The organism is Winogradskyella haliclonae (genome assembly GCF_014635865.1).
Lineage (GTDB): Bacteria > Bacteroidota > Bacteroidia > Flavobacteriales > Flavobacteriaceae > Winogradskyella > Winogradskyella haliclonae.
The window spans coordinates 1-22,785 of the sequence record NZ_BMDQ01000007.1; the positions used below are offsets into that span (position 1 = coordinate 1).

The window sequence follows — 22,785 nt, forward strand, 5'->3', positions numbered from 1 at the left end:
TTTGACTATATCCAAAACTAAAACCAATTATTATAAAAACCCATAATTGTTTTCTTATAAATTCTAAAAATAAACTATTAATGTATCTCATGATTTTTGGATTAGTAGTTAATAGAACAGTCCTTGAATATGAAGTTATCAATGGTCTGGTTAGGTTGATTAACAAGTAGTTCTACATGGACACCTTCTGATGTGCCTAAAAGAGAAAATGTAGCATTATAGGTCTGATAGGTTATAGAAAAGGTAAGATTACCAATAGTGTTTTCTACATCCCAATCACCTTCAACGCTGTTAATGGTAAATGATTTCTCAATAGTAGAAGTTCCAACCTGTTGTATAAATTTTAGAGAGTTACCGTCTTTAATAAATGTAACATCTTGCTCGATAATCTGATTGTCTATAGATAGAGTATCGCTAGACAGTGAAAAATTAAATGTATTCGATTGTGCTATTAGAGGACTTGAAAGCATGCAGCTTATAAGAAGTATATATATCGTTTTCATAATAAAGCTTGATTTAAGTATTATTGATTTTTATAATGGTAAGTGTTTTCACCAAGGATTTTGCCTTGGGCATCTTTAACCCGTTTAAGACGGTTAAAGGCATCATACTCATAACTCGTAGTGTAGCCTTTATCATCAGAAGTACTAATCACGCCTTTAAGCGGGTCGTATCTATAAAAGGATATCATAGCATCATTAAGAGAAGAGGCATTACGCAAACTATTTTCTTGAGCTGTACTCATATTGCCAGAAAATGTTGTAACACCACTAAGTGCACTAGAGACAGATGAAAAACTAGCATTAGATATTTTGGCCACTGGTACAGAACCGTTAAAGCCATAGAGATATACTATAGTTGAGCCATCTGTTTTTTTAACTTCTGTAGGATTACCATAGCTATCGTATTTTAAAAACTCTATACGTTTTTCAGGAGTTAATGAACCTTTACCAACTTTTACTTCCTTAGGGAGCATTAAATCATCAGTTAATGAAGTGTCAAAATCATCATAGATATTATGGGTCTCACTTATTTGTGTACCATTTCTAAAAGAAACTGTTTCTAAAATTTCATTAATCTTATTGTTGATAATAAGTTTATTTTTTATCGTAGAAGAATTACTATTAAGTGAAGGTCCTACAGGATAGTAATATTTAGTTTCTAAATGTTCATCAACACCTTTTACCTTGTAATAGGTGTCTTGTTCTGCTATTAGATAATTATCTGTATTGTAAGTAAACGTTTGACGCGTTTCTTTAATACTTTGATTATTCTGAGCATCATAAAAATACTCTTTAGTAGTGGTGTCTTTAAGTTGAGCTATACCCGTATAAAAATCAGTAGTTAACTCTGGTATTAAACCACAGTTATCCATTTGGCTTTGAGAAAAGCAGGGTTGAGAAAAATCGCTACAAGTTGGGACTAAATTAGTATCAATTAGTTTACCACTATAAAAAGTATAATTGTCATAAAATTGAAACCAAGGGCAGCTTTCACTTTTAAAAGGTGTTCTTTTTTTGTATACAAATTCTTCTACAAATTCATATTGGGTATTATTCACTTCCTTTAAAATCTTACCAGACTCTTCATAAGTTTTTTGACTTTTTAACAACCCTCTCTTAAAATCAATGTTGGGTTGAGGTGCGGTAACAGGGTAAAGTATAAGGCTAACATCTGGAGATGGATACTCGAAAGCAGAAGTAAAGTCGTATGTTGTATAGCCATTACTATTTTCTGATACTCTAACATTTTTATATGCTACATGACTTCCTTGCGAGGTCAATACATTTTTGCCTTTTACAGTGACATCATAGGTTACATTTGTTGGATTAAATTCATCAAACCAAAAATCAGCATCTTCGAACAAATATTTAGTTGTAGTGAGCGAATGAGATTTTTCTAGCATATTAGCATTTGCATCTATTACACCGGACGCTCTTAGTGAATTAATATCATTATTGTCTAAATATTCATAATCCACTTGCTTACTTATTTGTGCTAAAGGGCCATCTCTAAACACTATATTTTTTATACGTACTCCACCACCTAGAACCTCATGCCTAACAGTAGATGCTTGTTGAGTGTAATTGATTCTGTAGTCTCCTTGAATAGTATAACTATTAAGTAGCTCAGTATCTCTTATTGCTAATACCAAATCATATGTTCCTGCTGGTACATTAGGGATTTTTATGCAATTTTGCTCTAAATCTATCTGTGAGTAAAAATTGGCATTTGATATCGCTAGAACGTGCTCGTTTATATATTGTGTATCAGAATTTGCATAATCTATCCAGGATGTTAAGTAAACGTCTTGTTGAAAAGGAATAGTAAAAGTTGTAATAACATCTGGTGATGATGAGCTGAGATGAACATAACTATGATTATCAATAAATATGCTTGGAGCACTAGATGTATTTTTTGGGTTTTGCATATAATGCTCATATGGAACAGGTTCATCTCCATAATACGAAAAGCTATTATGCTCAAATTCAAATTCTTTTACACCACCAGTTGGGTAGACAATACTTTCTATAAGGCCTGTAGTAATCAACTGTTCGTCAAAACTTGAGGCTGCACAAAAGTTAGATGTATCCTCACCCAAACCACTGTAGTACCCCCAAGAATCACCTTGGTTTGTAAAATAAGGTAATGCGGACTTATTATTATAATTTATTTCTGTATCCAGTGATTGTCCATTTGAAGTCTCAGTTACCTTTTTTAACCATAATCGATTAGTCTCTTCATAAGCTAAGGTGTACCTTTTATCTTCAACACCATTATCCTTAATAATAATGTTCTCGAGAATAGTACTATTGTTAGACATCTCTGGATGAGGAGAGTTTAACTTTACAGTAAATTCAATAGAAGTACTATCTTTAAAATGTGCTGATAATAGTTTTTTTGTGGTTGTTGTGTGGCTTTGTTGAGAGATTGATTCTTTTGGTCTAAGAATACCTATATTATATGAATTTGATAACAAATCATTTGTGTTGGTTAGAGTTCTTATTTTATTATATGTGTATATTGGCTCCCCTGTGTAGCCTTCTGTGCTTGTTTGATAATTTAACTCTAAGACTTCTATATTATTTGATGTATATACTTTTGATAAATGCCAAGCTGTCTTTACTGTAGATGTTTCGACAGAGCCATTTGGAAATACCTCGCCTTGACGTATAGATTCATAAGAAGAGGATGTAGTAGTTGTTTCAGAAACATCAAACACATATCTGTAACCCTTTAAGTCTACAATTTCAAAGCTGGTAAGTGCAAAATCGGTAGTATAATTTAGATTGATTTTTAGCTTATTTCTATTATCAATTAGTTTTGCCTCTAGTAAAACGCCATTTTTTACTATCACAAATCGTCCACTATAGTTTAAGAAATTGAACTGGTATAAATCTAGTTGATTGTCAAATTTATCATATTTACCACCTACTACTTTATAACGATACTCATCTTTTTGAGCATTTGTAAGATTATCATAGTTCCAATAGTCACTAGTATGAAGAATCCCTGTTTTATTTGCCAAAGTGCCTTTGACGGTCTCATCAGGTACATCTCTTACAGTTCTTGAAATAACACCTCCTGCACTAAGTGACCAACCTGTTCCTGTCCAGCCTGAAACACCATAAACTTGTATTCCTTTTGTGTCATATCTTAAGGCGATGGGGAAGTTTAAATCAGAATTAATTTTTTTATTAAAGATAGGGATTGTAATATCTGGCTGTCCTGTATAATGACTCACTGGCACTTCTTCAAAATGCATTAAATTGGCTACAGTTGGTGATGGAGGTATGACCTCAGGAAGTTCTTGAGATAAGGCTATAACGGGCAAAAAAGCCATTATCATTTTAAAGCAGGTTCTTAGATGCTGTTTCATTTTTGTAAGATTTTTATTAAACTTCTGATCTTCAGGTGTTTGAAATTTTAGGAATACTAATTTTATGTTAAATCCACACATTTCAATACGGGAAGTATTCTTTAGGACGTAAATTTATTATCCGATTTTTGATACCCATTGTGGATTTCCCTCAATTATTTTAAGGTTTTTCCTTAATTATAATTATTACACATCATCTAGATTCGTAATAGATTAATATGTCTATATCATAGACACATTTTTAGTATGATGTATGTGTAACCCAATCCATGTTTTAATCGTTGAGGATGAGCCTCTAATTATTGATGTACTAACCAACGCTTTGAATGCTATAAGTGATTCTAATGGGCTTTATGACTTCAAAATAAGGTCTGCAACAAATAGCGATTTAGCTTTAAAAGAGGTTGATAGAGCCATTAAGTCAATTCCTTTTGATTTAATTCTGCTAGATATATCTATACCACCTTCAACAGACAAACGTATCCTGTCTGGTGAAGATTTAGGAATTGAGATTAAGAGCCTTTTTCCTAAGGTCAAGGTTATGGTGTTTACCTCTCACAATAATAATTATAGACTCAATAGTATTCTTAAATCTTTGGATCCGGATGGTTTCTTAATTAAAAGCGATATTACTTATGTAAAGCTTTTGGATGCTATAAATTCTGTGCTTCAAGAGCCACCTTATTATAGTAAGGCAATTCAACAATTAATAAGACGGCACATATCACATAATTTTGTTTTAGATAAGATCGATCGTCAGTTACTATACCATTTGTATAAAGGTGCAAAAACACAAGAGATAGCCAATCTTGTTCATATGTCTAAAAGTGCTATAGAACACAGAAAAAGTAATCTAAAAACCACATTTGAAGTTGATGGCGGTAGTGATAGAGATTTAATATTAAAAGCAGAGTTGGCAGGATTTATATAACGATTATTATGAAAATCATTAGAGAAGAACATAAAATTGAAGCCTTTAATATGCAAGAACTTTTAGGTGTACTTGCTATAATTGGCATTCTATTATTACTGGCCTTACCCAATTTAATGCCTCGGATTGCAAAGACAAAAGCGCTTGAAGCGCAGTTACAGCTTAAATACATACACAATACACAAACCACTTATAGGTATCTGTATTCAAAATACTCAGCCGATATGTATGAGTTAGATTTTGAGCCTCCAAAAACGACTAAAGAAAACGGCACTAGTAATTATAGTTATGAAATTGTAAGTGCATCAGGCACATCCTTTATAGCTAGAGCAACAGCTATCAATGATTTTGATGGTGATGGTGTTTTTAATGTCTGGGAAATGGACGAAAGTGGTATTGCAAAAGAAAAAGTAAAAGACTAATGATAGTATTTAAAATCATACTTGTCCTTTCATTGATTTATATCCTCTTTCAAGATGTAAAAGAACGAAAAGTGTATTGGTTTTTGTTTCCAATAGTTATGATGGCAACAGGGGTTTTATTTTATAGTCATACACTTCCAGAATTATTTTTAGTCAATGCTATGCTGAATAGCATGTTTATAGGGCTTTTGTTTTTCGTCATGTATCTCTATTCAAAATTTAAACTAAAAACGGCTTTGAATCAGGTTTTTGGCTTAGGAGATGCACTACTGTTTATTGGTTTAATTGGCAGTTTTTCGGTTGTGTCTTTTATAATGGTATTTGTATTTTCTTTAGTGTTTTCTTTAGTGTTACATGTTCTACTAAAAGCGCATCAGAAAGAAAAGACGATACCACTTGCTGGCTATATGAGTCTATTTTTTCTATTGACTTACATTTCATTTTGGACAGGAATCACCACTAAATTATATAGTATATAGTGGTAGATACGTACAAAATACCCGCAGAGTTAACTCAGCTTATCAGCAGTGAACAAGCCTATGCTTATGGTGTTGTACCAGTATCTGATGAGAATGGGGTTATTAGTTTTAAATCTAAAGAAGATTCTGAAGCTTTGAAACAGGAGCTTCGTATAGTGCTTGGTCGAGAAGTGAATCTATTAAAAGACTCTCCTAAGAATCTTAATAAATATCTAAACTTAAATTTTAGAAAAAGCAGGTCGAAAGACACTCAAAGTTTTAGTTACAGTAATGACTTTTTAGAGAAGTTATTAGCGACTGCAAAAAACATAGGGAGTAGTGATATTCATTTTGAAGCTTTTGAGACCAAATGCCGCGTTCGCTTGAGATTGGATGGAAAGCTTAAGGAATATTTTGTGGTACCAATAGAAGACTATCCAGTGATTATAAATAAGCTTAAAATAAAAGCAGGCTTAGATATTTCAGAGAAGCGTCTGCCCCAAGATGGAAGAATAAGTGTTAAATCGCCTACTGAGGAGTACGATATTAGAGTGTCATCATTACCAACATTACACGGTGAAAAAATGGTACTTCGGATTTTAAGTAAAGATGCAGAACATATTCAATTAGAGGATTTAGGATTTACAAAAGAAGAATTAAGAACCTATCAAGACTGTGTAAAAAAACCAAATGGTATTGTTTTAATATCAGGGCCAACAGGTTCAGGTAAAACCACCACGCTTTATGCGACCTTAAAACTCCTTAATGATGAGAAAACAAATATCTTAACGATAGAAGACCCTATTGAGTATACACTTGAAGGTATCAATCAGGTGCAATTACGAGAAAATATTGGGCTAGATTTTTCTAGCACTTTAAGAACCTTTTTAAGACAAGATCCTGATATTATCATGGTTGGTGAAATACGTGATGTTAAGACTGCTAATATGGCCATTAGAGCAGCACTTACAGGTCATTTGGTGCTGTCTACTATTCATACAAATTCTGCATGGGCAACCGTATCTCGATTAGTGGATATGGGTATCCCTTCATTTTTAATTGCAAGTACATTAAATGTAAGTGTTGCACAGCGTTTAGTAAGAAAGCTATGTCCAGATTGTAAGGAAGAAAAAGCGGTAAATCCAAGTGATTTTCCTATGAGTTTTAAAGCGCCAGAAGATTTAAAGTTGCATAGTGTAGCCGTGGGATGCACAAATTGTTTTTATACAGGCTATAATGGTAGAAAAGCCATTTATGAGATCATTCCAATAAACACAACATTACTTAAATATATTAAAGCCAATGATTTGGAGATTGATGCCTATTTAAAAGAAAATGGAATTGTGACGCTAAAAGAAAATGCCATTACACTTGTAAAGAAAGGACTAACATCTTTAGAAGAGGTGTATCCATTACTTAATACCTAATCTATGAGATATAAAGCTTTAATATATAGTATTCTTTTTGTTTTAATCTTTCAGGCAAGTTATGCTCAAGATACGGACAAGCGCATTGCTGACTTAAAGAATAAGTTAGAAATAGTAGCCACAACATCGCCAGGTCTCACAGAAGTATTAAATACAGATATAGCCCTTAATAATGTATCTCTATCTAATTTCTTATTAGCGATATCTAATGTTCATAAAGTAAATATGAATGTAGCTACAGGTATGGAGCAAAATGTCATTGCCAATAATTTCTCAAATGTTCAGGTTGCTACAGTTATTCTGTTCTTATGTAAAGAATATAATTTAACCATTGAGTTTACTGAAAGTATTTTATCCGTTAAGCCTTATGAAGTCAATAGTAAAAATTTAAAACATCCAATAACTATTGTATACGAGCCTCAGTACAATGAAATAGATATTGATGCAAAAGACAATGATTTGTATAACGTGTTTAAGGCCATTATGGATGCTACAGGAAAGAATTTAGTGTTTGCGCCTGGAATGGAAACCTTAAAAATTAATGCCTATATGAGAGCTGTAAATTTTGATACAGCGATGCATAAATTAGCCTTAGTCAATAACTTGAGCTTTAATAAGACGGATGATAATTTTTATGTGTTTAATTCTATAGATCAGGAGGCAAATGCAAATTCTGTGTTTAGCCGTAGACTTAATACAAATGTCGCTTTCGAAGTATTGGACAGAAGTAATAAGCTTTTAAACGTCAATTTTAATAATACAAGTATAGAAGATATTGTTAATCAGTTAGGTGATACTTTAGCCATAGATAGGTTTACAGCAACGCCACTAAAAGAGGCTGGCAGTGTTACGTTTAGGGCAAAAAGCATCACATTTGACCAGTTGTTAAATAAAATTTTTGAGCAACAGACTATCTTAGAACCTTCTTCATCTCAGCCTACAGTTACATCCTCAAATAGAACCAATCTTAATAGTCAAAATAAGTCATCTTCCAATGCTAAACGCTTCACGTATAAGAAGGAAAATAACATCTATTACTTTGGAACAGAACGTCAATTAAGTGTTCGTAATGTTGAAATTATAAAACTGAGACACCGTTCTGTGAATTTGATGCCAGAGGTACAGTCAGATATTAACACGAGTGTTGTACAAGATAATTTTAATAGATCTAATAGAAATGTTAGGTTTAATCCTCAAGCAAATCCAGCTTTTAGTAATACTAATAGACCATTGGATAGAACGTATCAAAATCAAAATGCCTTAGAGGTAGAAGGCGAAGAAAAAGATATATTAAGCTTAATTCCGCAAGAAGTAAAGCAAGATTTAGATTTTAAAGTTGACACAGAACTCAATAGTATTTATGTTACGGGAACAGACGCAAAAATTGAATTTTTTAAAGATTTTATAAGACATATAGATAAACCTATACCTGTGATTATCATAGAGGTAATGATTGTTGAGGCTAATGTCAACAACACGGTTGAAACAGGAATCGAATGGGGCATTGGAGATGCCCCAGTTACAACACAAGGCGGTATATTTCCATCTGCAGATGTCACCTTAGGTTCAAAAACCATAAATAAAATCATTAATGGTTTTAGCTCAACATCGGCATTTAATTTTGGCCAAGTGGTTCCTAACTTTTTCGCCACCATAAAAGCCATGGAAACTAATGGTGATTTAAAGATAAAGTCTACCCCAAAATTGGCGACATTAAATGGACATAGAGCCTCATTTTCAAATGGGCAAACATCTTACTATGCGGTAACCGATAGAAATACATTTGGGACAGATAATCCTATAACAAATGAGATACGAAATTTCTTCCCTATAGATGCCAAATTGGGTTTAGATATCAAGCCTTTTGTTACTGGAGATGGTCAAGTATTACTTAACATTAATGTCGTGCAATCTAGCTTTGGAAACAGAATATCGGAAGATGCGCCACCAGATATTAATTCCCGTAATTTTTCTTCTACCATACGAATGAAAGACCAAGATATAGCTGTCTTAGGAGGACTGGAAGAGAACTTTAAAAATAATAGCGGGTCTGGAGTGCCTTTTTTAGCAAGGGTTCCGGTCATAAAATGGCTTTTTAGTAAACGAAAAAGAGAAGCTAGGAAATCTAAACTGACTGTTTTTATAAAACCTACTGTGATTAATTAATGATTCAGAATATTAAAGCATATGTAACTAGAGGGAACACCTATTTTGGGGTTGAGGTTAGTATGCATGGCACTGAATACAAATACACTACAATTGGTCTAGAGAAGTCTAAGAAAAAACTAAATCTCAGTTATCAAAATACAGAGGTAGATATAAAGCGTTTGGCTAAAGCCATAGGTAAAATAAAACCAGTAGTTGCAGTCATAAATACATCTGATGTTTTAACAAAACAGGTCAGAAACCTCTTAAAAGAAGACCACATTTTAGTCAATGACGCCTTTCCAAATCTAAAAATTGGCGAATTCTATTTTCAGGTACTTAAACAGCAAGATATTGCTTTTGTGTCTATATGTCGAAAAGATATTATCCATAACATATTAAAGGCATTTCAGGGTGAAAAAATCGTTGTAGTTGACTTTGCTTTAGGAGTGCTACCTATTTCTAATGCCCTAAAGTTCTTTGATGATACAGATGCGGTTATCACATCTAGATATAAAATTGAGCTCCAAAAACAACAGGTTAAAGCCATAGAAAAATACTCAAGTAATCAGTCTAAAGTTTATGATATTAATGGATTACACATACCTTCAGCATATGTTTTAGGATGCTCTGGCGCACTATCACTAGTCCTAGAAAATAATAATCTTTCTAATAATTATGAAGAGGAACGATCAGAGTTGGATAAAGAATTTAAAAACCAACGTATGTATAAATTGGGAATAGGAGTTAGCATAGTGGCTTTGTTTGCAACACTATTAATTAACTTCATTTTTTTTAACCATTATTTTTCAGAGGTTAATGAGTTAAGAGAAGTCTCTCAATTTATGACGAGTTCCAATAAAAAAGTCACTGATTTAAATGCAAAGGTTATGACATCAAAGAAGATGATTATAGATGTTCAAAGCACAGCAGATTCTAAAGCCTCATTTTATATCAATGCAATTCTTCAGAAACTACCAAGTACTATAAACTTGAAAGAATTAAATTTTCAACCCTTACAGAAAAGGGTAGAAACTGCAAAACCAATTATAATTAATAGAGGGGCACTCGTCATAAGCGGAAGTTCAATTGATACAAGTCATTACTCAATCTGGCTAGCACAGCTTGAAGCTATAGAGTGGATTAATAAGGTCGATATTATCAACTATGAATCAGCAGCCGATAACACATCAGAGTTTAGTATTAAAGTTCAGATAAATGAAAACGTCTAAGCTAAAAATATGGTATTTAATAGCGTCTATCTGTGTTGCTGTATTTGTATCTTATAAATATGCAATTTCTAAGACTTTAGATTTAAAACAAGAATATTCACAGCTAGAAATTCAATCTGAACTTTATAAAGATATGCCTACACAATTGGCAATACTAAAAAAACGAGAGAAGTATTATGATTCTTTATTGACCAAATTTCAGATTAATAAAGGCTCTATTCAGCATAATCTTCTTAAAACACTTAATAGAATTTCTGAAGAAAAGAATGTGCAGCTCACCTCTTTTGTAGCGCCTCATGTGGTTCAAGAAAAAGGCTTATTGGCCAAGACGTACCAGTTTACATTAGAAGGCAATTATAACAATATCCTTGAATTAGTTCATCATTTAGAGCAAAACACTAAGTTTGGCGAAATTCTCAATCTTCAATTTGAGAAGAAAAAGCTAAGGAAAACTAGAAAAGTATACTTGAAAGCTAAAGTCTATTTGAAAAGTTTTGGATAATTTTACATGTAAAGTTTGTAAGCCTACAGCTAATAACAAAAAAAGCAATAGCTTTCCAATGCACTGGTAAAACAAAATCTGGAAAACGTGTAAACGGAAGGTAAAAAATACTAGTTGGAGATGTTATCAGAATTAGTCTTTTTTATATACTAAAAAATAGTAATTTAGTATCTAACATTGTGAACACACAACCGACACGTTTAGGAACATAACATAGTAAAATTAGCAATAAAAACGACCTTAAAACAGCTGTTTATATTCATTATTTGGATTCATAACCCTGAGGTCTCGAGTTCAAATCTCAATCTTGTTACATTAACAAACCAGCATTTATAGGTACTGGTTTTTGTATTTAATTACGCTAACGTTTCCTACTCCTATCCGTATTACAACTTCGACACGCCGTTAAATAAGTAACGGACAGCTCATAAACACCATTGGTGCGACCAATTTGAGTCGTATTAAAATCATAAGACAATCCAAATCTAAATCGTTCATACTCTAAACCAATAAAACCATTGATGGACGTTAATAAGTGCGAATCTTCACCATTTTTTGCAGGATTTGTAGCAGCAGTAACGCCCAACAAAAACTGATTTACTTGAAATAAACTACCTATGTCTAACCTATTAAACTCGCCTTGTTGCATATAGTTAGCAGTCATCATAATGCTATAATCATTTAAAAAAGGAAAACGATAATTACCATGTAATGAATAAAAGATATCGAGCGCTAAATTATCACCTTGCACAAAAGAAATGTTAGGTCTATTAAGATGCTTTACAGAAACCCCAAACCAATAGGTAACACCATTAATTTCTTCTTTTTCAAAAACAAAACCTGTAGAAAAATCAACAAATACGACATTATCATTATTTAAAGCTAAAGGGTCTACTGTCGTTGGACTAATAGTTCCTGTATTTATATTTATTTGATCACCAAGTGTTAGGTTACTAAACTGAAAATCTTTAAAGCCAAAACCTACATCTACAGCTGGTCTAAAAATCCATCCACCTCTTAAATTAACACGATGAGCATAATTAACATTAACTTGGTTTTGGCTATAATTGGTAAAGGATTCATGCTGCCGCAATGCCGTAACACCCAATCCAAAACCTAAACTAGGCCCATAGTCAAATGATTTATTCCAAAAGAAAAACTGAGAATTGATCTTTAAATTAAGATTTGGCCATTGCGTGCGATGTAGAATACCCAAATGTGTGCGTCCATTATCTTCAAACCCTGAAAATGCTGGGTTTATAGTTTCTTGAACAAAAGTAGATTGCGTAAAAATCGGATCCTGTGCACTAGCGTTTAAAGTCATTAGTAAACAAAAAATTATAAGAGGGTAATACTTCATTAATCAAAATTATTTAATAAAAACTAAGGCGCCTTGCTTTTTAATTTCTTTACCATAAAATGTCGTGCCCGAGAATGTATAATAGTAATTCCCATTTTCTGCAATTTCATCTTTCACTTTTCCATCCCAACCTTGAATAGAATCGCCCTTTTCAGTAAAAACAACACTTCCCCATGTATCATAAATTCGCAATTCAAGGTTATTTAAGCCTCGTTGTTCTGGTCTAAAAAAGTCATTTAGATTATCTTCATTTGGTGTAAAAGCGTCTGGTACAATTAACTCATACCCTTTTTCTACTATTAACGTAATTACTAAGGTATAAACACATCCAAAAGGATATGTCACTGTCTGAGTAACAACGTAATTACCAACCGAAGAATAGATGTGTGTCGGATTCTCTTCAGTCGAAAAACTCCCATCTCCAAAATCCCACAAAATACTTTCAAAATTTCCTGTTGCCTCATTAGTAAATTGAATGGGGTCTTCAATAGAATAAATTCCAAAATTTAAAAACGCAAATGAAGAAACCGAAAAATCTACATCACCGCCAAACTCAATAGCCTCAACATCGAATGTAATTTCAAAATCACATCCCTGACCATCAACAACACTCAAAACTACTAAACCAGTAAGGTCTGTCGTCATAAACTCGTTATTTGGACCTGTAACCGTACCACTAGACCAACTGTATGTAAATGGAGGTACTCCACCAGAAGCAACAGCCTCAAAAGACTGATTAACAACACCTGTGTCGCAATCAGGTTCAGAATTAGTAATTACTTCTAATTGTAAAGGATCAAATCTGTTAACCGTCCAACTTTGTTCAACATCACAGCCATTTGCATCAATTACTGTAACGGAATACGTATCAGGACCAATATCATCTAGATCTTCTGTAACTTCTCCATTAGACCATAAAAACGTATATGGTGCGGAGCCACCTTGGACTATAAGATTTATTGCTCCGCTATTGGCATTATCACAATCCAAAGCATTAGTCACATTAGCAGATAGTGATAAAGGTGGGATATCGAAAATTGTGAAACTCTCTTGAATAATACAGGTCGTAGCATCAGTAATTGTTACTGTATATGTTCCTGGGGCTAAATTATTCCGTTCTGTACCATCAGGAGAACCATCACTCCATACTAAATTCACGGGGTCTACTCCTCCAATAAAATTAAGATTTATACTTGCATCATTTGCGCCCGAACAAGACATTTGTGTTACTATAGGGTTAACATCAAAAACAGGCACATCATCTATAACGATGGGGAAATCACGTTGACAATTCTCAGCATCAGTAATAGTTATTGTATATGTCCCTGGAGATAAATCTGTCTGTTGCATTCCAGTACCTAGATTACTCCAAGCGATATCGTGAGGTGCTACTCCACCCGTAATAGTATTAATTACAATTGAGCCATCATTATCTCCAAAACACTCCACTTGTGTTACTGTGACATCAATATCTATTTGTGGGTTTTGAAAGATTTCAACCTGAAGTGTATCCACACAATTAGAATCGTCGGTTACTGTTAAATCATATATACCAAATTCAAGACCTGAAATATTTTGATTGGTACTTGTATATCCATTTGGTCCAATCCAAGAATACGAATAGTCTGGTCTTCCTCCACTTATTAAAACTGAAATAGCACCTGTAGATTCTCCAAAACACAGAACATTAACTTGTGTATTTAAGACCACATCTAATTCTTGCGGCTCAATGATATTAAAATCTTGAGTTATTGGTCCACAACCGTTACCATCAGTAACTGAAACGGAATAATTTCCTGGACCTAGATTAGATAAATCTTCATCTGTAGAAAAAGGCGCTCCATTTAATGTCCAAGAAAATATATAAGGTAGGGTTCCGCCACCTATATCTATGCCTATCTGGCCATCATTTGCATTAAAACATGATATGCTGTTTGGGTCGAAATCAATTGAAGTAAAAACCAATTCATCAGGTTCAGTAACAATGAATGACTGAGTGAATGGACAACCACCATCATCTAGTATATCGACAATATATTGACCAGGTTCTAGATTACTAATATCTTCATCTGTACTTGTAAATCCATTTGGCCCTGACCATGTAATATTATAGGGATTACCTGTAGTAAACGGAACACCTCCAGAAATAGTAATATCTATTGAGCCAGAATTAGAATTGAAACAAAGGCTATTAGTAACTTGATCTAAAATTGAAATTGAGGGATTTACTGTCACCTCAACCTCAAAAGATACACCTTGGCAAATTCCTGATAAAGGTGTTACAGTATATGTAACAATTGCTGGATTTGAACTTGTGTTTACTAAAACTTGTGAGACATTTGTCACTGGACTTGTTTGCGCTGATGCCCCAGTAACTACTCCAGCTGGGGTAATTGTTGGTGAAGTCCACGTATATTGAGTATTTGCAGGTACTATATCGCCATTGGCAATGTCAGGAATAAACTGAAACGCATTATCACTACAAATTAGTAATACAGCATCTGAAATTTGAGGTGTTTGGTTTACAATAATCTCAGCAGTATTAGAGATAATCTCAGGACATCCGCCTACTGTAAAAGTAAGAATCGCATAATAGTATGTAGTCCCTACATTACTTACATCGGGATTATATGTAGGCATATTTGCTCCAGGAATAGCTGTTCCGCTTGTGGTATCATCAATTGTATTCTCATACCATTGATAAGTAGGTGTTCCAGTACCATTAGTGAATGATACTTCTAAGGCAGGAGTCGTATCGCCAAGACATATCTCATTTGAAATTGGTTGCAAATCGAATTGAGCACTACTATTAACTTCCAATTCTGAAACATCACTTATCACTTCACAACCTGAAACATCTTGGGTAATAACAACATAATAATAAAACGTGCCTACTGTATTTGAAGGTGGCGTAAATAATGGTTGATTCTCTCCAGCTATAAGCGTACCTCCTGTATTACTATTTACAGTATTTACATACCATTGGTAAGTAATATTACCCAGTCCACCAGATACTTGTACTTCCAGGCTTTGAGGAGGCGCATTAAGACATAAACTTTGTGAACTTATTGGTTGCATTGTTATGACTGGATCATCGACAACAACAATTTCTGACACACTACTTAATAATGCTGCGCAGCCACTTGCGCTATAGGTCACTTCAACATAATAATAGAACGTCCCAATAGTATTAAAAGCTGGCGGTGTATACGTCGGCAAATTGGCACCAGGAATTAGAGTTCCTCCTGTATTAGAATTTGTGGTATTTGAAAACCATTGATATGTTGCTGTGCCTGAACCTCCAGAAACTTGTATCTCGAGTTCATCCGCTGTACCTCCCAAACATATAGATTGACTATTTTGAGGTTCAGTATCTATTTGGGCAGAATCAGTAATCTCAACCTCAGCTGTATCAGAAACTAGATTACCGCAACCACCTGTTGTGAAAGTAATTACAACATAATAATAAATTGTACCCAATGTATTTGTTGGTGGCGAAAAAGTAGCAGATGTCTCTCCCGGCATTGCTGTACCAGAAGTATTATCGTCTATAGTATTTTGGAACCATTGGTAAGTAGGTGTCCCGCTTCCTTGTATAGTTACAGTAAGATTATTAGCAAGACCGTTTAAGCAAACTTGATCAGATAATGGTTGGTTTGTAATTGTGGGTGCGGGCTGCACCGTAATTTCAAAATCAACTGGTGTCCCTATACATCCATTAACTTCAGGAGTTACGGTATACACAAGTGTTATATCTGCTGTAGTAGAATTTACTAATGTTTGAACGGGTATGGTGTCTGTTGTACCAGAGTCAATAAAACCAGATAGCCCTGGTGGATTATTTGAGGTCCATATATATGTTGTATTTGGCGTGTCAGACGTTAACATTATTTCATTAGAATCTGTTCCAGAACATATGGTTTGAGTTAAATTAGTGTTTGTTATCGTAGGTATTTGACTTATTGAAAAATCTTCTGTAACTGTAGTTGTCCCACAAGAATTTGTGACACTAAAAGTTATTGTATAACCCCCCACAGAACTATAGTCAATAATTCCTGGGTCTAATTGATTAGAAGTCGCCGGAGTACCTCCTGGAAAAGACCAACTATAGGTCACTACTTCAGTTGCTGGAGCACAAGCATCAACTGTAGCCACTGGAGTAATAGAAACTGGTCCACAAGCATCATCAACTGCATCTAAAGTAGCATTAGGAGGCTGCTTGACTTGTATGGTTTGATTTGTAATGTTATCTCCACAAGAATTAGTAACTGTTAATTGCATATTGTATTGACCTGCAGAATTAAATTGAAACGACGGATTTACTGAATTCTCATCTGTACCATTAGTAAATGTCCATGATTCTGCAGTACCACAAAATTCGGGTGTATATGTAATTTCCCATAAATAGGTTTCTGCGCCACAAAACTGAGAAACATTCGTAGTATTTGTTGCATTAACATCAAAAGGTATACATCCTTCAATATTGTCTAAGGTAAATGCAGCAGTTGGCTCTGCTTCAATACAAATCGTCTGAGAAATTGGCGGAGAAACACCACAAAAATTCTCTTCTGTAAGCGTTACTGTATAAGTACCTGGCGTGGTATAAGTATGAGAGGGACTTTCATCTGTAGATGTATTACCATCACCAAAATCCCACGAATGTGCAGCATTTTCAGAACAATTAGGACCAAATCCTCCTTCTGTTGTATTTGTAAATTGTACTTGTGTATTGACACATCCAGGGCTGTCAAATTCAAAATTTGGTGTTGGCTGGCTCAATATAATTATAGGGCCGGCTGTTAAATTAGATTCACCACATGATGTCATTATATTTAAAGCCACAGTGTAACTTGGTTCAGGGCAATTAGACTCAGTGTAAGTATGAGGAATAGGGAAATTCTGAGAAGATGCTGGATCCGCAGCATCGTAAAAAACAGAACTTTCCATATCGGCTTGATTGATGACTACTTCGGTCCCATCTCCATAATCTATTGTATATACTGTATCTGGAGGGTTAGTACCCCATGAACCAATTGTAAATTGCAAATTGGTATTAGGTATACATAGATTAACTGTATTTCCAGGCGTTTCTATAGCGCCAGTGGGATTGCTAGAATTTCTAATAATTATAGTTTCATTAGAAACACAACCATTATTTCCTATTCCAGTAATAACAGCATTGAAAGAACCTAGTTGTGTATATGTATGTGTCGCCGGAAAAGTAATACCTGTTGCAGATGAACCATCTCCCCAATCTACATTGTAAGAAGAAACGCAAGCAGTAGAAGCAGATGTATTTCCAACATTTATTGTATAATTTGGATCAGTGGCATTATTCCCACAATTGTCAAATGGTATTCCAAAACCAGCATCTAAATCTTCAAAGCTTATGTCTGGCCTTTCTTCTATTGTTATTAGTTCTGAAACAGTCGTAGAGCAGTTATTACTATCAGTAACAGTAAGAGATGCACTAAAAAGGCTAGTTCCACAACCTTCAGCGTCATATATGTGTGACGTATTTTGAAGTGTGGAAGATGCGCCATCTCCAAAATTCCAATTAAATGTAAACGGTCCACTACCAGTTATTGTCGGTGTAAAACTCACCGGCAAACCAGAGCATTGATTGTCATTAAAAGTAAAACTAACTGATGGTGGATCAACAATAGTAATTGTTGCAGAACCTGAAGCAGATTCTGAGTCTCCATTGTTATCAGATACCGAAACTAATTCATACACAAAACTACCTGTAGTACTTGTATTAACAGAAATAGAAATACTATCATCAGTACCAACTGTAGATATGGTCTGATTTGCACCTCCATTTATGGTATAAGTAAACGTATATGGAGTGACACCTGCAGAACCTGTAAAAGTAATTTCTGGCTCTGGCGATTCATTTAGACAAGCAGTGGTGGTACCTGTTATAATTGCATCTGGAGGAAATTGTCTGTGAAACAAAGCAAAATCAAGATTGGCTATATCTGAATTATAAGCTACACCTTTTGCAAAATCTAAAAAAGGCAACATAACACAAAAACAGGTAAGGAGAGTTAAAGTAACTGCTTTAACCTTTCCCTTTTTTATTTTGAAACACCTATTCTGCATGACTTATAAGTAAAAACTAATCAATTCTGAATAATTGGGGGTTATTATACAGTTGTAAAAATAATGTTGAAATTAATTGAAATTTATCTTATTCGCAAATTGCTGATAATCAATTAAAAATAAAAACAAAAACACACTTAATCTATTTTTTTTGCTTTTTATCGATGTTTTTTAAGATTTTATTATATATTTTATTATATATTTGTGGCGATTCATTTAAAACCCAAATCTAATGAAAAGAATTACCCTCGCTATTCTATGGGCATTTATTGCCTTAGCACAAACCGCTTTTTCTCAAGAATCTTCAAAAAGAATTAGTATTGACAATAATCAAGTTAATATTAATAGACTTATTGAGAAAGGAATCGACTTTCATTGTGGTTCTAAAATAGAGAATAATAATATTTTAATGGACTTAGGTCCTAATGAAATAAAGATTATTGAAAGTTTAGGCATAAGTTATACTGTTAAGATAGATGATTTAACTTCTTTTTATGTAGAGCGAATGCAACGCACAAAAAATGCTGCAATATCTACAGTTAATAGAATTCCAGATAATATCTCTGGAGTTCAGCAAAGATCAACTGCTAGTATAAATTTAGATAATTACCTGGAGTACTTTGGTTGTGATGAAATCAATTGGACAACTCCAACAAATTTTGATTATTACGAAACAGGGACTGGTACACCGCTAACAATGGGTACAAGTTTAAGATTAGACCAAGTGCTTAGCGAAATGGTTGAAATGAATAATCTCTTCCCTAATCAAGTATCTGCACTTTTGGATGCGTCAAGTGCTGTTCCAGCCCAATACGTAGGCCAAACAGATCAAGGTGGCCAACCAGAAGACCCAACTGTTACCTGGGGTAATTCTTTTGGTAGTACAACTTGGAGTGGACAAACTATACATTATGTAAGAATCACTGGTGATCAATCCTCTGCTGAAGGTAGCAAACCGCAGATATTATTTACGTCAATGATTCATTCAAGAGAAGTTGGTAGCTTAATGAGTAATATATACTTTATGTGGTATTTATTAGAAAACTATGCGACTAACGATGCTGTTAAAAATTTAGTTGATAATAACGAACTATACTTTATCCCAGTAGTTAATCCTGATGGATTACGTTGGAATGAGGTTATTAATCCATCCGGCGGTGGTCTACAACGTAAAAATTTAAGACCTGATGCTAATACTGGTTTTAATAATAGGCGAGGTGTAGACTTAAATAGAAACTTCGATTATCTATTTGGTTCGGCTGGTAGCGGCTCTTCAGGAACCGCTTCTGATGACACATATAGAGGACCTTATGCGTTTTCTGAACCTGAATCTAAAATTTTAAGAAATTTTGTGTTATCGAGAGATTTTCAAACAGTTTTAATGAATCATGGATTTGCAAACTCTCTTCCTCACCCCTATGGGGGTATTCCTGGTCAAGTCTCTGAGCGAGAAGATGAGATGCATAAATGGCATGAAGACATGACCAGATATAACAGATATGTCTCTGGTGCTACAATATTTTCTGCAGCAAATGGAATTGCAGATGACTGGATGGTAGGTAGCCCTACAACAAACCCATCTGATGCAGATGGAAACGGTTCCTTTGGTTCAGAAAGAAATATATTAGCAACAACCCCAGAACACGGAGATTCTGGGTTTTGGCCACCTGCGAATGATATTATACCGATAGCTGAAAGAGCTATGAGACTCTCTTTAACCTCTATATACCATGGTGGGCGTTATGCAAAATTTCATGACTTAACACAAAGTGATATTAGTACTACGACATCTAACTTAACTTTTGGTATTGAACGTGTTGGTCAATTTAACGATAACGAAACAAATAAAACTGCCGACTTTAACTTAACCATTACTCCTGTTTCTTCTAACATAGTAAGTATTGCTAACGTACCAACACAAACACTTGATATTTTAGAACAAGCTGATGTCCAGTCTCAAATAGTTTTAAACGCATCTATTCAGCCAAATGATAAAATTGAATACCGAGTTCAGCTTAGCGACAGCCAAGGTGTTGTTTTTTATGACGTTAATATTGAAAAATATTATCAACCAAGTGTTTTACTGAATGATAATCCAGATAATGACGGTATAACAAACTGGAATGCTTCTGGAGGTTGGAATATTATTACCAATTCTGGAAATCCTAGTAATGTGTACTCTGGAACAACAGCAATAAGAGATAATAACTCAACTTCTTATGCTAATGGTGCAACTAAAACACTTACCACTACTTCGAGCTACAATCTATCAGGAGCTAATGAAGTGTTATTACAATTTTATACAAAGTGGGATTTAGAACGTAATTACGATTTTGTTGAAATTCAAGGTTCTACAAACGGAACTAATTGGACTTCTTTATGTGGAAAATATACAAAACCCAATTCAACTTCCGATACAAATGGTCACAGAGAAAAAACGTCATCAGGTAGTTTCCAGGCAAGTAATAGTGATGGTTTATTATATGATGGTGATAGAATGGATAAATGGGTAATGGAAGAAATTGTCATTGACGCTACCAACAACAGCTTCTTATTAGGAGCAGGTAGTGCTCAATTTAGATTTAGATTTAGATCTGATAATAACAATAGATTTGAAAACTATTCAGCAATTGGAGAAGGTTTTTATTTTGACGATTTTAAAATCATAAATACAAAACCAATTCCATGTGATGCAAGCAACTCTCCAACAAATCTAACTGTTAGCAATATTGGAGGTACTAGCGCAGATGTAACTTGGGATGCTATTCCTTCAGCAACATACGATTTAAGATATAGAGAAACAGGAACTTCTGTATGGACAAACATTACAGATATTATTGTAACATCCCAAACCTTAACTGGTTTAGATATTTCAACAGAGTATGAAGTGCAGGTGGCTACAAGATGTAACACAACAACGTCTTCTTTCTCTGCTTCTGAAGTATTTACAACTATAGACCCTTGTATTAATTCAATCTCAACTTATCCTTATATAGAAGAGTTTGAAACGGGAGAAGGTCTATGGGAACAACCTACTAACGATGATGGTATATGGACAAGAGATGCTAACGGAACACCTTCAGGACCTACTGGACCTAATGGAGGGTTTGATATAAATAACCCTGCTACACAAGAAGCTAATAATTTTTACATGTATGTTGAGGGTACATTAGGACAAAATCCTGGGCCAAATAGTACTGTATTTTTTGAAAGTCCATGTATAGATTTAACTGGTCGCGAAAATGGAAATTTTTCTTTCCGCTATCACATGCACGGAACAGATATGGGTACTTTAGAAGTTGAAGCTAGTACCGATTTTGGTGCAACTTGGACTACTATAAATACACTTAGTGGACAACAACATCCAAATCAAACAGACCCATGGTTGGAAAGGAATGTAAGTCTAATAGCTTATAATAATCAAGTTATAAAATTAAGGTTCAAAGGTACTACTCCTACATTTGCAGGAACAAATCCACCAGATGCTCCTTTTAGAACAGATATGGCTATTGACTATATCAATATAACATCTGACGTTGCTCCTTTAGGGCCAACCGTTATTACTCAAAATATATCTGTAAACCTAGATGCTTCTGGTAATGCCACTATTGCCGAAGATGCAGTAAATAATGGCAGTACTGGTACGGGGATATTAACTTTTGATACCGATGTTACTTCATTTACTTGTGCTGATATAGGTGCTAATACAGTAACATTAACAGTTACTGATGATAATGGATCTGATTCAGCTACAGCTACTGTAACTGTAGTTGATAATTTAGCACCTGTGCCAGATGCGATGACACTTCCTGATACAACTGGTGAGTGTTCTGCAACTATTACTGGTAGTGCACCTACAGCTACAGATAACTGTGGCGGAACAATTACAGGTACGACTACAAATGCTCTAACGAGCTCTACACAAGGAACAACAACCGTAACATGGACATTTGATGATGGTAATGGAAACACTTCTACACAAACTCAAAATATTGTAGTTGATGATATCACTGCTCCTGTAACTCCAACATTATCGGCTATAACTATCGATTGCAATGGAACATTATCTATCCCTTCTACTACAGATAACTGTGCAGGAACTATAAATGGTACTACATCTGATACCTTAAACTATGTAGAAGGTAGTTCTACTACCGTAACATGGACATTTGATGATGGTAATGGTAATTCGACTACAGCTACACAAGTTTATAATTATGAAGATAATACAAATCCAACCATTACTGCTCCTGCAGATGTCACTGTGGATGCCAATGCATCTTGTGAGGCTACGGGCGTAATGCTAGGCACTCCAACGATTGC

12 protein-coding genes are annotated in these 22,785 nt (G+C 34.4%); 8 read left to right on the forward strand and 4 right to left on the reverse strand.

All coding sequences use genetic code 11. The features are described from left to right. Positions 1–101: 101 nt before the first annotated feature. On the reverse strand, positions 102–503 hold the full coding sequence (locus IEV10_RS14190; RefSeq protein WP_188375402.1) for a hypothetical protein: 402 nt from the start codon (positions 501–503) through the stop codon (positions 102–104). Positions 504–523: 20 nt separating this feature from the next. Continuing rightward, entirely contained in the window at positions 524–3,880 is a 3,357-nt protein-coding gene (locus IEV10_RS14195; RefSeq protein ID WP_188375403.1) for an RHS repeat protein, read from the reverse strand. 253 nt (positions 3,881–4,133) lie between these two features. Here IEV10_RS14195 and IEV10_RS14200 point away from each other — a divergent pair, with 253 nt between their 5' ends. From IEV10_RS14200 to IEV10_RS14230, 7 genes are read left to right on the forward strand one after another with little or no spacing between them, the layout of a single operon-like run. Further along, entirely contained in the window at positions 4,134–4,811 is a 678-nt protein-coding gene (locus tag IEV10_RS14200) for a response regulator (RefSeq protein WP_188375404.1), read from the forward strand. 8 nt (positions 4,812–4,819) lie between these two features. After that, positions 4,820–5,233 carry a general secretion pathway protein GspG gene (locus IEV10_RS14205; protein WP_188375405.1) on the forward strand — a complete coding sequence of 138 codons (414 nt, stop codon included), beginning with the start codon at positions 4,820–4,822 and terminating at the stop codon, positions 5,231–5,233. Then, the gene (locus tag IEV10_RS14210; RefSeq protein ID WP_229719735.1) at positions 5,233–5,712 is read left to right on the forward strand and encodes a hypothetical protein; all 480 of its coding nucleotides are present in this window, start codon (positions 5,233–5,235) and stop codon (positions 5,710–5,712) included. Before IEV10_RS14205 ends, IEV10_RS14210 begins: the two co-directional genes overlap by 1 nt. Further along, positions 5,709–7,118 (forward strand): GspE/PulE family protein, encoded by a 1,410-nt coding sequence (locus IEV10_RS14215; protein ID WP_188375412.1) that lies wholly within the window; start codon positions 5,709–5,711, stop codon positions 7,116–7,118. The genes IEV10_RS14210 and IEV10_RS14215 overlap by 4 nt, the downstream gene beginning before the upstream one ends. Positions 7,119–7,121: 3 nt before the next feature. Beyond that, a complete protein-coding gene (locus tag IEV10_RS14220) occupies positions 7,122–9,284 on the forward strand; it encodes a type II secretion system protein GspD (RefSeq protein WP_188375406.1) in 2,163 nt (720 codons plus the stop codon). Continuing rightward, positions 9,284–10,495, forward strand: coding sequence for a PilN family protein (locus IEV10_RS14225; protein WP_188375407.1), 1,212 nt, complete (start codon positions 9,284–9,286; stop codon positions 10,493–10,495). The genes IEV10_RS14220 and IEV10_RS14225 overlap by 1 nt, the downstream gene beginning before the upstream one ends. Continuing rightward, positions 10,482–10,997 carry a hypothetical protein gene (locus tag IEV10_RS14230; RefSeq protein ID WP_229719738.1) on the forward strand — a complete coding sequence of 172 codons (516 nt, stop codon included), beginning with the start codon at positions 10,482–10,484 and terminating at the stop codon, positions 10,995–10,997. Before IEV10_RS14225 ends, IEV10_RS14230 begins: the two co-directional genes overlap by 14 nt. A gap of 361 nt (positions 10,998–11,358) precedes the next feature. Here IEV10_RS14230 and IEV10_RS14235 read toward each other — a convergent pair whose 3' ends face one another. Next, entirely contained in the window at positions 11,359–12,357 is a 999-nt protein-coding gene (locus IEV10_RS14235; RefSeq protein ID WP_188375408.1) for a PorP/SprF family type IX secretion system membrane protein, read from the reverse strand. Between the two features lie 9 nt (positions 12,358–12,366). After that, positions 12,367–18,384, reverse strand: coding sequence for a PKD domain-containing protein (locus IEV10_RS14240; protein ID WP_188375409.1), 6,018 nt, complete (start codon positions 18,382–18,384; stop codon positions 12,367–12,369). Positions 18,385–18,694: 310 nt separating this feature from the next. On the opposite strand from IEV10_RS14240, the gene IEV10_RS14245 reads away from it, so the two are divergent. After that, positions 18,695–22,785, forward strand: a 4,091-nt coding sequence (locus IEV10_RS14245; protein ID WP_188375410.1) for a M14 family zinc carboxypeptidase, incomplete at its 3' end; no start/stop codon positions are given.

Bases quoted from the DNA above. Each gene is read 5' to 3' on its own strand.
- IEV10_RS14190 (WP_188375402.1), bottom strand. From the start codon at position 503: ATGAAAACGATATATATACTTCTTATAAGCTGCATGCTTTCAAGTCCT.
- IEV10_RS14195 (WP_188375403.1), bottom strand. From the start codon at position 3,880: ATGAAACAGCATCTAAGAACCTGCTTTAAAATGATAATGGCTTTTTTG.
- IEV10_RS14200 (WP_188375404.1), top strand. From the start codon at position 4,134: ATGTGTAACCCAATCCATGTTTTAATCGTTGAGGATGAGCCTCTAATT.
- IEV10_RS14205 (WP_188375405.1), top strand. From the start codon at position 4,820: ATGAAAATCATTAGAGAAGAACATAAAATTGAAGCCTTTAATATGCAA.
- IEV10_RS14210 (WP_229719735.1), top strand. From the start codon at position 5,233: ATGATAGTATTTAAAATCATACTTGTCCTTTCATTGATTTATATCCTC.
- IEV10_RS14220 (WP_188375406.1), top strand. From the start codon at position 7,122: ATGAGATATAAAGCTTTAATATATAGTATTCTTTTTGTTTTAATCTTT.
- IEV10_RS14225 (WP_188375407.1), top strand. From the start codon at position 9,284: ATGATTCAGAATATTAAAGCATATGTAACTAGAGGGAACACCTATTTT.
- IEV10_RS14230 (WP_229719738.1), top strand. From the start codon at position 10,482: ATGAAAACGTCTAAGCTAAAAATATGGTATTTAATAGCGTCTATCTGT.
- IEV10_RS14235 (WP_188375408.1), bottom strand. From the start codon at position 12,357: ATGAAGTATTACCCTCTTATAATTTTTTGTTTACTAATGACTTTAAAC.
- IEV10_RS14240 (WP_188375409.1), bottom strand. From the start codon at position 18,384: ATGTTGCCTTTTTTAGATTTTGCAAAAGGTGTAGCTTATAATTCAGAT.